The following is a 15,354-nucleotide window of genomic DNA, read 5'->3' as shown; positions in this document are numbered from 1 at the left end:
GCAGGCCCGCCCTGGGCGCTGACTCAACGAGTAGGTGCGCTGCCGATCACGCCGTGCGCCTCCAGCGCCGCGATCTCGGCGTCGGACAGGCCCAGCTCGCACAGCAATTCGTGGTTGTGCTCGCCGAGCAACGGAGCCGGCCGGCGATGGAATCGATTGGGCCCGTGTGTCGACCGCACTGGCAGGGTGCTGTGCCGCACCGCCGGGTTGACCGGATGAGTGACCACTTCGAAGAAACCCCGGTAGCACAGCTGCGGCAACTCGGCCTGCCGGTGCGGCTGCACCGCCTTGGCCACCGGGACCCCTAGGGGCCACAGCAGTTCGACGATCTCGTCACCCCCGCGTTCGGCGCACCAGGCACCGAGGTGGACGTCGATGAGGTCGTGCTGGGCGCGGCGCCCGGCGACACTCGCCAGCTCCGGCTGCATCGCCCAGCCCGGTCGGCCCAGCGCGTCGCGGAGCGCCTCCCACTGTCCGTCGGTCGCGATCGCAATCGCCACCCAGCAGTCCAGCCGGCCGAATTCGTCGATATCGGCGGTGCGGTAGAGGTTTTGCGGGGCGGCAGTCGGCCCGCGGTTGCCGTCGCGTTGCAGCAGCGCTCCGTAGGCCGAATATTCGATCACCTGCTCGGCGGCGATGTTGAGTGCGGCATCGACCATCGCCGCTTCCACCAACACACCCTGCCCGGTGCGGTTGCGGTGTTCCAGGGCCAGCAGCAGCGCGTTGAGCGCGTGGACTCCGGCGTTCGGGTCACCGATCGAGTACGGCTCGTAGGGGTTGCGTTCGGGGAAACCGGTCAGCCAGCTCACCCCGGATGCGGCCTCGATGACATAGGCGAACGCCGGGTTGTCTCGCCAGGGACCGTCCAGCCCGAAACCGGGCATTCGCAGCATGATTGCAGTGGGTTGCACCGCACGGACGGTGTCGAAGTCCAACCCGATCTGCTCGAGGACCCGCGGGGTGAAGTTCTCCACGATCACGTCGGCGGTCGCGATCAGCTTCCGCAGCACCTCGCGGCCCGCCTCGTGCTGCAGGTCGACGGTGAGGCCCCTTTTGTTGGTGTTCAGCGCCGAAAAGATCGGCGAGCGTTCCCACCATTGCGGTTCGCTGACCGGGATCCCGGCGATCAAGCGGGTTCCATCCGGTCTGCGGGTCGACTCCACATGGATGACGTCGGCGCCGAGCATCCCCAGCGGATGCGTGCAGCTCGGGCCGGCCCAGAACGTGGTCAGGTCGAGCACCCGTAGGCCGCTGAACGGCAGGACTTCCGGCCGGTCCTGAGCCGGCGCCGGGCGGGCCGGCATCACCGACATCTGGTAGGCCTCGGTGTGTTCACCGAGACGTGGTGCGGGCTGCGGCGGGCGAAGCGAGGCGGGGGTCAGCCGGTAGGGATGGCCCGGCTGGGTGAAGCCGTCGCGGGGGTTGGTGACGAAAGAGCTGCGGTACTGGAAGTGGTCGAGCTCGGTGACATTGGCGCCGTTGGCAACCGGGGCGTTCGGGATCCGGAACGCAGTGGCCAGGTCGCGGATCTCCTCGACCGTCTGCTCTTTCACCCAGGCGTAGATCGCCTCGGCCTTCTCGTTGGCCTGCTGGGTGATCGACAGCGGCGAGTCCTCGTCGATCCACTCTGGGTGTCCGGTCATCGCGCACAGATCGAACCACTGCTGAGCGGTGCCGCACCCGACGTCGACAAGACCGTCTTTGGCGCTGGCGATTCCGGGGACCGTGACCTTGCGGGCGTCGCGCCAAGGCCGGCCGAGCATCTCGAAGTAGCTGACCGGGTAGTAGGTCAGACCCAGGATCTGAGTCTCCAGCATCGACAGGTCCAGTAGATCCCCGACCGCGCCGTTGCGTCGCGCGTACCACGAGGCCAGTGTCATCGCGCTCGCGTACGCGCCGGCGAGGTACTCGCCGACTTGTCCGCCGACGAAAGCCGGAGGCAGGTCGGGTGATCCGCGGCCGATCCCGAAGATCCCGCCCGACCAGGCCTGCAGGGTGAACTCGGTGGCGGCACGGTCGCGCCACGGCCCGTCGAGCCCGAACGGGGTGATCGCGGTGACGATCAGGTGCGGGTGGTCGCGGCGCATCCGTTCGGGGGCGAAGCGTTCGGCCACCGCCGAGCCGCGTGACCACACCACCGCATCCGCCCCGGCCAGCAGGGCGCCGACGAAATCGTCGTCGGAGTCGGCTGGATCGGTGACGACACTGTGTTTGCCGCCGGCCAAGAAGCTGAACAATGCGCCATCCGCGCCGGTGGCGGCCCCGGATGCCGACCAGTACCGCAGGGGATCCCCCTGTGGCGGCTCGACTTTGATGACCTCAGCGCCGCCGTCGGACAGCAACTTGGTGCAGTAGGCGCCGGCGATTCCGGTGGACACATCGACGACGGTGAAACCGTCCAGCGGCAGCACGGGCTAGTTGTCCTCGTCGCGGCTGGACTTGCTCAGCCGGAAATCGGGCGGGAACCTCGCATCGTTGTCCTTGACCGCGCCGGACAGCCCGGAATCGATGGCGTCGTCGAGCATCAGGTCGTCGGAGTCCGGTGCCACCCCCGAGCCCATCGACTCGAAGAACGCCGACAACAGGCTGCCCATGTACTCGCCCTGATGCTGCTTGTACACCTCGAAGAACATCTTCTGCATGAACACCGTGTCGACCGGGCGGTTACGCGCGCAGGCCAGCGCGTACTTGTCGACCTCGGCTTCGAGCTCATCGCGGGGCACCACCTTGTTGAGGAAGTTGCACTTCTCCATGTCCGCGGCGGTGAAAGGGCGTCCGGTGAAAACCATTTCGGAGAACTTGCGCAGCCCCATCATCTGCACCCAGGTCCACATCCGTGGCCCCCAGCCGTAGTAGCGGAACGACGGGTGGCCGAACAGCGCATCGTCGGACGAGATCACCAGATCGGCGTCGGCGGCCTGGTAGAAGTGCCAGCCATAGCAGTACCCCTTGGCTTCCACGATGCTGATCTTCTTCAGCTCCTGCAGCGGCCGGTTACCGGCCTGCACGTTGGCATACCAGGCACTGATGGTGGCGCCGTTGCGGAAGGTGCCCTGGGGCGGATAGGTGACATCCATGCCTTCCAAACGCAGTTCCGCCAAGCGCTTTTCGGGCTCGTCAACACCTTCCATGAACTCCGGCAGGTCAGCTCCGCTGCCCAGGTTATCGCCGACACCGCGGATCACCACCACCTTGACGTCGTTGTCGACGCTGGCCCCGCGCAGCAGGTCCGCGTAGCGCAATCGTGCCGCCGACGTGGGCGCGTTGAGGTATTCCGGCCGGTCGAAGGTGATCGTGGCGATCTTGGTGGCCGGGTCCTTGTGGTAGCGGATGATCTCGTCGGCGGAAGGCCGTGGCGATGAACCTGGTGTGCCAGACATTGGCGATCTGCTCCTTCAGCAACCGGTGGCGAACGGGCTGGTGGTCAAGACTTCGTGGCCACCGTCGGTGATCAGCACCGCCTCCCGCCCGAAGACCGCGCCCACGCCGGGCTCGAACACATAACCGGTGACCGATAGCACCATCCCGGGCTCCAGCCGCTCGGCGGCGGCGGTGTTGCGAAGCTGAGGCGACACCACCGGCGGATCGAATCCCAGTCCCAGGCCGTGAGCTACCGGCACCGGCGGCAGGGGTTCGCCGGCGTCGGCGTAGGCGGACAGCAATTCACTGCACGTCGCGCCGGGCCGGCAGGCACCAGCCAGCCTCTCCCACAACGTGTCCCATCGCTGGTACAGCCCAGCGGCGCCGGGAACAGTACCGACCGGGTAGGTGCGTCCCACTTCGGCGACGTAGCCGCCGGCCAGCACGCCCGCCGAGAACGCCACCAGGTCACCGGTGTGCACCCGCCCGTCGCCGACCGCGCGCCGCCACGGGTGTTCCCGCGAGGTCACCCAGGCAACGTCCTGGTTGGCCGGGGTGCTGACCCCACCTGCTGTCATCGCCTCCATCAGCACCCCGGTCAACGTCTGTTCGCTGACGCCGTCTTGCAGGGCGCCCACCGCCGCCGCCAGCGCCGACTCGGCCACCGCGACCGAGGACCGCAGCGCCGCCACTTCCTCAGCGGTCTTGATCGCCCGGGCCGCCCGCATGGCCAGCTCGCCATCGACCAAGTCCGCGTTGGGAAACGCCATCGGCAGCAGCTGGGCGAACAAAGGTGACATGGCGTCGGTTCCGACCCGCCGCGCGGTGCCGGCTCCTTCGATACGCGCCAGCGCCGCAATGGTGTTGGTCGGATTCCAGGAGATCCCGTACAGATTGTCGTGCGGGATGTCCTCCGGAATCCCCTCATCCCAGGTACTGAGCAGATGGATGGCACCGGTTTCGCGCACCAGCACACAGGTGGGGCCGAACGGGCGGGTGCCCGCCACCCATAGCTGCGGCGCCCCGGTGACATAACGGACATTGGCCTGCCGGCCCAGCACCAGTACGTCGAGATCGTGGGCTTCCATCTGCGCCAGCGCCCGCTCACGGCGCCCACCGCGCAGTGCGAGGCGGTCCGGCAGAACCTCAGTCGTCATCGTCATGATCCTTCGCCATAGGGGGCATAGGGGTAGTCGCTCAACGAGATCCAGCCGTCCTCGGTGACGACGACCACCTCTTCACCCCGGTACCCGCCGGTGCCGTCCTCCCACACCACCGGCTCGAGCACCAGGACCATGCCCGGCTCGAACACGAAGTTGTTGTCGAACTCATCGCCCAAGTCGGTGCCGATCATCGGCATCTCGGCGGCGTTCACGCCGATACCGTGGCCGAGGTAGAAGTGCGGCAGCCAGGGCCGGGTGCCATCGCCGTTCGCGGCGATGGCCGCGCGGGCCAGATCGCCGGAGGTCACCCCGGCCCGCAGCACCCCGCGCACGGCGTCGAGGATCTCCCGCCAGCGCCGGTACTGCGCCTGCTGCCGAGGTGTCGGATCGGCGCCGGTGACCCAAGTCCGACCGAAGTCCGAGCAGTATCCCCCGTAGGTTATCGACACGTCGGTCCACAGCACGTCACCGGCCGTCAGCTCGCGCTCGGTGGTCAGCAGCGGTAGCGCCAGGTCACCGTGGGTGGTCCACACCCCAGAGGCCCTGCTGTCGGGCATCACCTGCCAGATCGGCTCCAACATGCTGGCGCTGGCACCTAATTCGAATGCGTGCCGCAGGAATTGGGCCGACAGATCCATCTGGCGGATACCGGGCGCCAGCGCCGCCTGCACGTCGACCATGGCCTCATCGGTGATCCGGCACGCGGTACGGATGCAGGCCAGCTCATCGGGGGTCTTGATCACCTTGGCCGCACTGACCACCTGCGCCGCATCCACCGGCCGGCCGCCGGGAAACAGCAGCTGCTGGGCGCGGCGCATCGCACCGGTGTACTCGTCGATGCCGACCACCGCGTTGCCGGGAATCAACTCGCCGAGCACCCGGGCGAAATGCTCTACGCCTTCGTCGAATTCGAGATAAACCGGACCGTGCACATGATCGGCGGGCAGGTCGGACTCCCCGGATGCACCTTCCCGGAACGGCAGAAACAGATGCGGCCATTCGTCGTCGGCCAGCACGACGGCCACCGGCCGCTCGACGTGGGACAACCCGGCATCACCGAGGCGCCAACTGGTCCCGGTGGCGTAGGTGACGGCATTGTTGCCCAGCAGGACCAGGGCGTCGACGCCCCGGTCCGCCATCGCCGCGCGGAGCCGGGTGCCGGTTTCCCGGCGCAGCCTCGCCCGGTCGACGACGTCGGGGATCGCGATGCTGCCGGCGGCTTGCGACACCGAGGCCAACGCACCCATCACACCCCCAGGAACGCTTTGATATTGCCGCTCACCACTTTCGCCGCATCCTGCGGTCCGAGTGCTTCGACGACATGGGCCAACGACTTCTCCGAATAGCCGAAAGTGCTCTCGTTGTGCGGGTAGTCCGACGACCACATCACCTTGTCCACCCCGATCCGGTCGATCAGCCGCAGACCCAGCGGATCGACCATGAACGATGCGCTCATGTTGGTGTCCCAGTAGTGCTGGATCGGATGCTGTAGCTGGTGGTTGAACATGTGCTGGTAGGAGGCGAGCAGGTGTTCGGCGTCCTGCAGCGCCGACGGCACCCAGGCGATGCCACCTTCGAACCAGCCGACCCGCAGGCCCGGGTTGTGGTCGAGGATGCCGCCGAAGATGTACTTGGAGAACATCTCCCGGAACGAGTCGACATTGATCATCATGCCCACGACGACGCTGTTGACCTCACACGGGGTTTTCGGCGGCGTCTCGCCGATGTGGTGGGTCACCGGCAGCCCGGCGGCCTCGATCTCGTCCCACACCGGGCGCATCGCGGTGCTGGAGTAGTCGATCACCCCGCCGTCGTCGTCTTTGCCGGGGTTGAGCGGCAACAGGAAGGTCTTGAGTCCCAGGGATTTCAGCTCGGCCAGGGTGCGGCGAGTGCCGGCCGGATCCCACCAGTTGATCAGGCCCACCCCGTAGAAGTGGCCATTCGACCGCTCCTGCAGCTCGGCCATGTGCTCGTTGTAGATGCGGAATACTCGCTCGCGCAGCTCTTTGTCGGGGAAATGAAACAATGCCAGTACAGCGTTCGGAAACGCCAATTCCTTGTCGACGCCGTCGGTGGCCAATTCCTGGATGCGGGCCTCGATGTTGCTGCTGGCGGCGCCGGCCAGGTCGTCGTACTGCATCAGCACCGCCGAGAAGTCACCCGGCAAAAAGGTCTGCCCCTTGCGCCCGACCATGTATGCGCCGTCTTCGTACCAGATCCGCGGCGCCTTGTCGCGCAGCTCCTCGGGGAACTTCTGATAAAAGATGTCGTCGGCCAGTGAGATGTGGTTGTCGGCGGAGAACACCTCAGTTCCTGGGGGCAGGCCGACGTCACGGCGGGCTTGGCCGCGACGATCCTTGGGTGCACCGTATCCGCCCGGCGGATAGAACTCAGCGGTTCGCGTTGCGCTCGTTGACATGTCGATCCACTCCAATCGGGCGGGTTACCAGGTGACCGGGAGCTCGTAGACGCCATAGGCGAGTCGGTCGTTTTTGAACGGGATCTCGTCGATGCCCACCGCCAGTTTCAGCGTCGGGATGCGCCGGAACAGGGTGCGGAAGGCGATCACCATCTCGGCGCGGGCCAGCTGCTGCCCGACGCACTGGTGCGGCCCGAATCCGAACGCCATGTGCTGGCGGGCCGGCCGGAACAGGTCCAGCACCTCTGGCTCCGGGAAGACCGACGCGTCCCAGTTGGCCGGCGCCAGGTCGATGATGATGCCCTCGCCGGCCCGGATCGTCTCACCGGCGATCTCGATATCGTCCAGCGCAACCCGGCGCTGGCCGGTGTGGATGATCGACAGGTAGCGCAACAATTCCTCGACGGCGTTGGCGATCGCGGCATCGTCGTCGGCGCGGAACACCGCGGTCTTCTCGGCGATCTTGTCAGGCTCGTGCAGCAGCGCCACGATGCCCAGGCCGATCATGTTCGCGGTGGTCTCGTGGCCGGCGATCAGCATCCCGGTGCCGAGTTGGGTGGCCTCGCGTATCGACAGCTCCCCGTTTTGCACTCGCTGGCCCAGCGCGGAGACCATGTCGTCGGCCGGCTCGGCCATCCTGGTCTCCAGTAGCCGGACCAGGTACTTCGACAGTTCGCTGGCGCCCTCGGCGAGGTCGTCGGAGGTGGCGTTGCGGTCCACGCCCATGGTGGCGTGCTGCTGGAAGAACGCGTGGTCCTCATACGGAACGCCGAGCAGTTCGCTGATCACCAGAGACGGAATCGGCAGCGCGAATCCTTCGATCAGGTCGGCCGGTTGCGGGCCGGCCAGGATCGCGTCGAGGTGTTCGTCGGTGATCCGTTGCGCGACCGGGGTCAGCGCCTCGACACGTTTCATGGTCAGGGCCGGGGACAGGATCCGCCGGTAGCGGATGTGCTCGGCGCCGTCGGTGGTGAACACCGACTTGGGGCGGTGATCGACGCTGGCGCGCATCATCTCGTTCCAGTGCGGGAAGCCGGGCTGGTGATCATCGACGCTGACCCGCGGATCGGAGAACAACGCCCGCACCGCTTCGTATCCGGTGACCAGCCAGGGGGTGCTGCCGTCCCAGATCCGCACCCGGCTCAGCGGCCGCTCGGCGGCCAGCGCCATGGTCTCCGGCGGCGGGGCGAACGGACACCGGCCGTCCCTGCTCATCGGGTACTCCGGCGTTGCGGTGGCCGCCATAGTGGATGCGTCGGTCACGCTTTACTCCTCAACGACTGTGATGGCTCGGGACGGACAGACGGCGGCCGCTTGGCGAACGGCTTCGGCGAGTTCTTCCGGGGGGTTCTCGTCGAGCACGACCACGACGCCGTCTTCGTCGCGCTGGTCGAAAACCCGGGGGGCCAGTCCGACGCACTGGCCCGAGGAGGCGCAGATGTTCTGGTCGGCGGTGACTTTCACGCCGCACCTCCGGTAACCGGGGCCCGCCACAATCCGACGATGGCGTCGATGAGGTTCGAGCTGGCTTGTTGCCAGTTGGTTCGCGCTTTGCCGCCGGCGGCCAACGTGCGTTCCCAGTCGGCGCAGGTGTGCATCAGCAGGTTGCGGGCCATCACGTTGCGGGCGGCCCGGACGTCGGCCGGCAGGTCCGGGAGGCAACGGCTGATCTCGTCGACCACCTTGACCAGCGACGGTGAACTCAGCGCATCCTTGACGACGATGTTGTGGTAGGCCGGATCTGCCATCACCTGTGCGGCGAATCGCGCGTACCAGGTCGGATTGCCCAGCGCGGCAAGGTGATCGGTCAGCGGTCGGACCAGACACGACACCCAGTCCCGCAATTCGGTGGAATCGGCCGCCGCAGCCACCATCTCTTCGCGCAGGCGCTCGACGGGCAAGCGGTGGCGGCGTTCGATCTCGCGGACGAGGTCGGTCTTGGTGCCGAAGTGGTAGCCGACCGCGGCGTTGTTGCCCTGGCCGGCGGCTTCGCTCACCTGGCGGTTGGACACCGCGAACACCCCATGTTCGGCGAACAGCCGTTCGGCGGCGGTCAAGATGGCTTCCCGGGTGGAGTTCGCCCGTTCGGCCCGCACAGCCCTATCAGCGGTGGTCACCGGGTCAGTCAACCGCGAGGCGGCCATTAAGTCAAGCGATTGATTTAATTCGGCTCGGCCGGCTTCGCGCGGCGGCGAATCGCCTTACCGGCGACCGTCCCACCGTCGACCGGCAGCACGACGCCGGTGACATAGCGGGATCGTTCACCAGCGAGATACAGCGCGGCTTCGGCGACATCGTCGGCGGTGCCTTCGCGCTTCAGCGGCCGATCGGCGCGCATCGTCTCGCGGATCGCCGCTTCATAGCGCGCGACGGCCTCGGAGTCCAGATTCGCCGCAGCCGACGACGCCACGAACGGTGTCGGGATGTTGCCGGGGGCGATGGCATTGACCCGGATGTCATAGTGCGCCAATTCGATTGCGGCAGACTTGGTGAACTGGATGACCGCGGCCTTGGAGGCGCGATAGGTCATCACCCCGCCGCCAGCCTGGATGCCGCCGATCGAGGTCAAGTTGATGATCGCCCCGCCGCCGGCTTTGGACATCTGCCGGGCGGCATCGCGGGTACCGGCCATCACGCCGAGCACGTTGACCGCCATGATGCGATGGAAATCGGCCAGGTCGTCGTCGAGGAAGCGGTTGTGCATGGTTCCCGAGACACCGGCGTTGTTGACCATGATGTCCAGCCCGCCGAACGTTTCGACGGCGAACTCGACCAGCGCGCCGACCTGTTGCGGGTCGGCGACATCGGCGGCCCGGAACGTCGCCTCGGCACCGAGCTCCGCCGCGAGCGCCTCGCCGCGCTCGGGATCCAGATCGGCGATGACCACTCGTGCCCCCTCGGCGAGAAAACGTTCCGCGATGCCGCGGCCGAGACCCGATGCTCCCCCGGTGACGATCGCCGTCTTGCCCGCCAGCTCGTTGCCCATCGACCACCCTCCGCCCGGAACATCACAGCGGTTCGACTCAACCCGCTTCAGCCCGCTCAGTCAAGCGACTGAATTAATTCGGGACCCGCCTACGGTTTGAGCGCCGGCGCCATCACCGGACCTTCGGTTTGATCTCCTCGATCACCCACTGGGCATAGTCGAGGTATTCGTCGACGCCGCGCACCGCCGGCAGCGGTACCGAACTCACCGTGACCCCCTGCTCGCCCAGCCAACTCAGCCGGTCGATGATCTCCTGGCCGCTCATGCCAGAGCGGGCGTGCGGGTCGTGGCGGCGGACGTGGCCTTCGCCGACGCGCGTGGTCGCCATTCCGTGCACCACGTCGAAGGCGCGCCCGTCGTACTCCGGCTGGGATTTGATGAAGTCCACCCGCTCGGCGATCTGCTCCGGCGGCGTCAGGAAACTCCACCACCCCGAGGCGAACTTGGCGGCCCGGCGCAACGCCGCATCGGCGTCGCCGCCGATCCAAATCGGAAGATGGGGCCGCTGCACCGGTTTCGGCTCGAACGCCACGTCGCTGAAGGAGACGTAGCGACCCTCGAACCGCGGCGACTCGCAGGTCCACAGCTCGATGATCGCCGCCAGAAACTCATCGGCGATCCGTCCGCGCTCACCGAATGGCACGCCGAGTACCTCGAATTCGCGTTGGAGCCATCCCACCCCGAACGTCACCATCATCCGGCCGCCGCTGAGCCAGTCGGCGGTGGCGAGTGCTTTGGCGAGCACGATCGGCTGGTGCAGCGGCAGCACCGTGACGCAGGAGTTGAGCATGATCCGCTCGGTGGCACCGGCCAGGTAGGCCTGGGCGATCGTCGACTGGAAGTAGTGCGGCCCGGAGAGCTCGACGTGCTCGGCCGGGATGACGATGTGCTCGGGGACCGCGATCATGTCGTAGCCCAACTCATCGGCGCGCTTGGCCATCCGGGTCTGCTCGGCTCCGGTGACCCCGGCCTCCCAGGGCTGCATCATCGCTTTCAACCGCAGCATGTGGGGCAGGCCGAACACCAGCTTCATTCGCGCGACTCTACAACAGTAGAGAAGGCTGCAGACTAGACTCGGTCGAACCATGCGACGAAAGCCCAATCCAGATCAGCGCCGGCGGGAACTCTGCGACGCCGCCATCCGGCTGCTTGCCGATGACGGCGTGAAAGGGGTCAGCCATCTCAAGGTCGACCGCAAGGCCGGTGTTCCGGACGGGACCACCTCGTTCTACTTCCGCACCCGGTCAGCACTGCTGCAGGCGGTCGCGGTCAGGGTTTCCGAGCTGGACCTCAAAGACCTGACCGCGGCGACCCGGTCCCAGCCGTCCGCCGACACCGGCGAACCGTCCGGGTTGGCCACCCTGGTGATGCGCTCGACAACCGGTGCGCGGCTGATCCGCACCAAGGCCCGCTATGAACTCGCGCTGCAGGCCGTGCGTGATCCCTTGCTCGACGAGGCATTCCGCAGCTATGGCGACCAGTTCCACGCTCTGATCCGCGACGTGGTGCTGCGATTGCAGCCCGGCGAGCCGGACGACGCACTGGCCGACCGGCAGGCCTATGTCGTGATGATGTTCATCAGTGGCGTGCTGCAGGCGTTCGCCAGCGGGGATCGCAGGATCGGCAGCGCCGAGGAACTGGACGCGCTCATCTCGGGCATTGTCGCCGGAATCGGCTCTTCCTTCTCTCTACGTTAATAGAGTAGCGTTACCCGGCATACGGAAGGATCTGCTATGACTGCGGTGCAAGGAGATTCGGGGGTGCTGGCCGGCGAGTCCCGCATGCTGGTCGACGGCGAGCTCGCCGGAACCAGCAGCGGAGCGACGTTCGACGTCGTGCATCCGGCCAGCGAAGAGGTGGTCGGAACCGCCGCCGACGGCACGGTCGACGACATGGCGCGCGCAGTCGGCGCGGCCCGCCGCGCGTTCGACACCAGCGACTGGTCCCGCGATGTGGAGTTCCGCCACCACTGCCTGATGCAGCTGCACGCCGCACTCGAGGACGAGAAGGAGCGGCTGCGCCGCATCCTGATCACCGAGGTGGGTTGCCCGATCACCGTCACCGGCAGCCAGATCGAGAGTCCGATCGCCGAGGTGAAACACTGGGCCGATCACGCCCGCGCCTTCGACTACCTGGTGGACACCGGGCTGCACGACACCCCGCTGGGCCCGGCGCGCCGCAAGCTGCACTACGAGCCGCTCGGCGTGGTCGGCGCGATCACCCCGTGGAATGTGCCGCTGTATCTCAACATCGCCGAGACCGTGCCGGCGTTGATGGCCGGTAACACCGTCGTGCTCAAGCCGGCCCAGCTCACCCCGTGGTCGGGCAGCGAATTGGGCCGGATCGTGGCCGAACGTACCGATATTCCCGCCGGGGTGTTCAACGTCGTCACCTCGAACGCCAACGAAGTCGGTGCGGCGTTGTCGGCGGATCCCCGCGTCGACATGATCACCTTCACCGGTTCCACCGCGACCGGCCGGGCCATCCTGGCCGCGAGCGCACCGACGGTGAAGAAGACGCTGTTGGAACTCGGCGGTAAATCCGCACACATCGTGCTCGACGACGCCGACTTCAATTCGGCGCTGCCGATGGCCGCGATGATGGCCTGTGTGATGTCGGGCCAGAGCTGTGTCCTGCCGTCGCGAATCCTGTTGCCCCGCAGTCGCTATGAGGAGGGCCTGGCGGTGCTGAAGGCGTCGATGGAGAACTTCCCGATGGGCGACCCGTGGACGCCCGGCAATATGCAGGGCCCACAGATCAGCCAGACGCAGCGGCGCAAGGTGCTGGGGCTGATCGCCTCCGGCCTGGATTCGGGCGCACGGCTGGTCACCGGCGGCGGCATCCCGGAACAGCTGCCCACCGGTTACTACGTGCAGCCGACCCTGCTGGCCGACGTCGATCCGGACAGCAAGATCGCGCAGGAGGAGATCTTCGGCCCGGTACTGACCGTCACGCCGTATGACACCGACGACGACGCGGTCGCGATCGCCAACAACTCGATCTACGGGCTCTCCGGTGAGGTCAGCAGCGCCGACGTGGACCGGGCGATGGCGGTGGCGACCCGGATGCGCACCGGCAACGTCAGCATCAACGGCAAGAGCCACTTCGGTATCGACAGCCCGTTCGGCGGCACCAAGCAGAGCGGCCTGGGATACCGCAACGGCACAGTCGGTTTCACCGAATACCTGCACATCAAGACCATCGGGATGCCGGCATGACGGTGCCGATCGAGGATCAGCTGGAGATCTCCGCGCTGCTGTATCGCTACGCCCGCGCCGTCGACACCAAGGACTGGGCGCTGTACCGGTCGGTGTTCACCGACGATGCCCTGATCGACTACACCTCGGCCGGCGCCATCTGCGGCACCCGCGACGAAGTGACCGATTGGTTGGCCGTCGGCTTTACCGCGATCCCGATGTCGATGCACTACATCACCAACATCGAGATCCTGGAACACGCCGGTGATTCGGCGACCGTGCGGGCCATGTTCTACAACCCGATGCAGCTGCCGAGCATGGCCGACTTGAGCTGCTGCGGCGGCTATTACCACCACGAGCTGGTGCGCACGGCCGAGGGCTGGCGTAGCCGCAACCTGCGCGAGGAGAACGTCTGGTTCACCAATCCGCCGGGCCGCCAAGCCGTCGGTTGACCAACGGCGCTGAATACCCGACCACCCAAGCGACCCCCACCTGCGGTCGAGCCCTACCCCGGCCCCACCGGCGAACTCACCGAACACCACCGAACACCAACTAAGTGCAATGTTTCGATCGCATTGCCTGCGACAATCGGATCGAGCAAATCTACGGTCCGGCACGCACCGACGGGGGCCGGTCAACCGGCTAGGAAGTCCAGCAGCAATCCGTTGACCTGCTCGGCCTGCTCGATCTGCGGGCAGTGCCCGGCGTCGTCGACGACGACCGCCCGGCCACCCGGAATCCGGTCGGCGATCTGTTTCGCCCAGCCCCGCGGTAGCAGCTTGTCGCAGCCGCCCTCGATCACCAGCGCCGGCACCGAAATCCGGTCGTAGCGCCGGTCGCTCGACGCGGGCGGGGGCGGCTCGGCGCCAGGCCGGCGAAACCTCGCTGCGGCAACCGCCTCCCAGGCGCCGGGCGCGGTGCTGCAGGCATACCGGCGCTGCACATAGTCCTCGTCGGCGGGATAGGCCGGGTCGTGGAACAGCGCCTCGACGATGCGGCGCATCGCGGCCGGCGTGGCGTCATAGTCGTAGAGCGCGGCCATGTGCTGGTTCTGCTGGATCTCGCCGCCGCCGCAGATGGCGACCAGTCGGCGCACCGGCAACAGCGGCGCCGCCGAAGTGGTGTCGACCAGCAGCATGATCGCACCCATGGAATTGCCCACGAAGTCCGCCGATTCGACGCCGAGGGTGGCGCAGAACCGCGCGACGTGGCGGATCCGCATACCTCGGCCGTCGTTGAAGTCGATGACCTTGGCCGACTCCCCGAATCCGAGCAGGTCCGGCGCGAGCACCCGATAGCGCTGCGCCAGTGCGGTGATATTGCGTTCCCAACCGATTTCGGCGCCGGCGCCGAACTCTCCGCCGTGCAGCAGGACCACGGCAGGCCGAGCCGGATCGCCGGCTTCGAGGTAGGAGGTGCTCAGCCCGTCCACCAGGACGGTCTTGCGCGCGACCAGCAACGTCGGCTCCTTTAGTTCGGGATCAGCGGGCCGATCGGGCGGGTGGTGGTGGCGTGCACCAGCAGCTCGGCCAGTTCGGCGGGTCGGCTCAGAAACGGCGAGTGTGACGCGTCGATGGTCAGCGGTTCCACACCGAGCCGCCGGCAGACCAGGTCGGCCAGCCAGCGCGGATAGGCGCGGTCCTGTTCGCAGCGGATGAAGCTGCGGCCGATGTCGGCCGCCCAGAAGTTGCGCACCGACACCGGCGCCACCGTGGTGTCGCCGAACCGTTCCGGCCCCAGCCGTTCGAAGGCCCACCGCACGGTGTCGTCATCGCAGTCGTGGTAGAAGTACTGCCGGGCACCGTCGATGTTCGCGAAGGTCATCGCGCCGTCGTCGGCGAAGTGCAGATGCGACAGCATGTCAGCGGCGGCGGTGTCGAAGAACTCGGCTCCCTCGCTGCCCATCGTCATCGCATCGGTGTAGCTGTGCCCCTCCCGGGGCAGGGCCGCCGCCAGGTAGACGATGTGGCTCGCCAGCTCCGGTGCGCTGTCGGCGCCCAGCGTCGCATCGAAACCACCGCCGGAGTGGCCCACCAGGACGTCGCCGTGCTGCAGCACCGCCGCCACCGCCTCCCTCCGGTTGGCCAGGGTCGATTCCTCGTCGAGCCGGGCGCCATGACCGGGGAGGTCGATCGCGATGCCGGTATGGCCGATCCTCTCCAGCTCGGCGACGGTCCGGCTCCAGCACCAACCGGCGTGAAACCCACCGTGGACAAATACGAATCGCAT

Annotated in this window: 15 protein-coding genes; 3 read left to right on the top strand and 12 right to left on the bottom strand. The window is 67.1% G+C overall.

Annotation, left to right across the window (positions count from 1 at the left end):
* Positions 1 to 23 precede the first annotated feature (23 nt).
* The 10 genes from AC5Y4Q_RS01800 to AC5Y4Q_RS01755 all read right to left on the bottom strand — a co-directional run bounded on the left by AC5Y4Q_RS01800 (position 24) and on the right by AC5Y4Q_RS01755 (position 10,961).
* The gene (locus AC5Y4Q_RS01800; RefSeq protein ID WP_064922562.1) at positions 24 to 2,411 is read right to left on the bottom strand and encodes a CaiB/BaiF CoA transferase family protein; all 2,388 of its coding nucleotides are present in this window, start codon (positions 2,409 to 2,411) and stop codon (positions 24 to 26) included.
* A 3-nt stretch (positions 2,412 to 2,414) separates the two neighbouring features.
* Entirely contained in the window at positions 2,415 to 3,380 is a 966-nt protein-coding gene (locus AC5Y4Q_RS01795) for an enoyl-CoA hydratase/isomerase family protein (protein ID WP_064922561.1), read from the bottom strand.
* A gap of 15 nt (positions 3,381 to 3,395) precedes the next feature.
* Complete coding sequence (locus tag AC5Y4Q_RS01790; RefSeq protein WP_064922620.1) at positions 3,396 to 4,517, bottom strand: M24 family metallopeptidase; 1,122 nt, start codon at positions 4,515 to 4,517, stop codon at positions 3,396 to 3,398.
* A gap of 2 nt (positions 4,518 to 4,519) precedes the next feature.
* Positions 4,520 to 5,770, bottom strand: a complete 1,251-nt coding sequence (locus tag AC5Y4Q_RS01785) for a M24 family metallopeptidase (protein ID WP_064922560.1) — start codon at positions 5,768 to 5,770, stop codon at positions 4,520 to 4,522.
* Positions 5,770 to 6,942: an amidohydrolase family protein gene (locus AC5Y4Q_RS01780; RefSeq protein ID WP_064922559.1), complete on the bottom strand. Its 1,173-nt coding sequence runs from the start codon at positions 6,940 to 6,942 to the stop codon at positions 5,770 to 5,772. The genes AC5Y4Q_RS01785 and AC5Y4Q_RS01780 overlap by 1 nt, the downstream gene beginning before the upstream one ends.
* Positions 6,943 to 6,966: 24 nt before the next feature.
* A complete protein-coding gene (locus AC5Y4Q_RS01775; protein ID WP_064922558.1) occupies positions 6,967 to 8,187 on the bottom strand; it encodes a cytochrome P450 in 1,221 nt (406 codons plus the stop codon).
* A gap of 21 nt (positions 8,188 to 8,208) precedes the next feature.
* Positions 8,209 to 8,406, bottom strand: a complete 198-nt coding sequence (locus AC5Y4Q_RS01770; protein ID WP_019736489.1) for a ferredoxin — start codon at positions 8,404 to 8,406, stop codon at positions 8,209 to 8,211.
* Entirely contained in the window at positions 8,403 to 9,086 is a 684-nt protein-coding gene (locus AC5Y4Q_RS01765) for a TetR/AcrR family transcriptional regulator (RefSeq protein ID WP_019736490.1), read from the bottom strand. Before AC5Y4Q_RS01765 ends, AC5Y4Q_RS01770 begins: the two co-directional genes overlap by 4 nt.
* A 17-nt stretch (positions 9,087 to 9,103) precedes the next feature.
* The gene (locus AC5Y4Q_RS01760; RefSeq protein WP_064922557.1) at positions 9,104 to 9,928 is read right to left on the bottom strand and encodes an SDR family NAD(P)-dependent oxidoreductase; all 825 of its coding nucleotides are present in this window, start codon (positions 9,926 to 9,928) and stop codon (positions 9,104 to 9,106) included.
* A 112-nt stretch (positions 9,929 to 10,040) separates the two neighbouring features.
* Complete coding sequence (locus AC5Y4Q_RS01755) at positions 10,041 to 10,961, bottom strand: TIGR03619 family F420-dependent LLM class oxidoreductase (protein WP_064922556.1); 921 nt, start codon at positions 10,959 to 10,961, stop codon at positions 10,041 to 10,043.
* A 52-nt stretch (positions 10,962 to 11,013) separates the two neighbouring features.
* Between AC5Y4Q_RS01755 and AC5Y4Q_RS01750 the strand changes: the two genes are divergently transcribed.
* From AC5Y4Q_RS01750 to AC5Y4Q_RS01740, 3 genes are read left to right on the top strand one after another with little or no spacing between them, the layout of a single operon-like run.
* Positions 11,014 to 11,625, top strand: coding sequence for a TetR/AcrR family transcriptional regulator (locus tag AC5Y4Q_RS01750; protein WP_064922555.1), 612 nt, complete (start codon positions 11,014 to 11,016; stop codon positions 11,623 to 11,625).
* Between the two features lie 36 nt (positions 11,626 to 11,661).
* Positions 11,662 to 13,146 (top strand): aldehyde dehydrogenase family protein, encoded by a 1,485-nt coding sequence (locus AC5Y4Q_RS01745; RefSeq protein WP_064922554.1) that lies wholly within the window; start codon positions 11,662 to 11,664, stop codon positions 13,144 to 13,146.
* Positions 13,143 to 13,577, top strand: coding sequence for a nuclear transport factor 2 family protein (locus AC5Y4Q_RS01740; RefSeq protein WP_019736495.1), 435 nt, complete (start codon positions 13,143 to 13,145; stop codon positions 13,575 to 13,577). Before AC5Y4Q_RS01745 ends, AC5Y4Q_RS01740 begins: the two co-directional genes overlap by 4 nt.
* A gap of 182 nt (positions 13,578 to 13,759) precedes the next feature.
* Here the strand turns inward: AC5Y4Q_RS01740 and AC5Y4Q_RS01735 are convergent, their stop codons facing one another.
* The gene (locus AC5Y4Q_RS01735) at positions 13,760 to 14,584 is read right to left on the bottom strand and encodes an alpha/beta fold hydrolase (protein WP_019736496.1); all 825 of its coding nucleotides are present in this window, start codon (positions 14,582 to 14,584) and stop codon (positions 13,760 to 13,762) included.
* An 11-nt stretch (positions 14,585 to 14,595) separates the two neighbouring features.
* Positions 14,596 to 15,354: an alpha/beta fold hydrolase gene (locus AC5Y4Q_RS01730; RefSeq protein WP_019736497.1), complete on the bottom strand. Its 759-nt coding sequence runs from the start codon at positions 15,352 to 15,354 to the stop codon at positions 14,596 to 14,598.

The sequence above is a fragment of the Mycobacterium sp. NGS16 genome, assembly GCF_059813225.1.
Note: the sequence above shows the minus strand (reverse complement) of the source record. Positions and strands in the feature narration are given on the sequence as shown.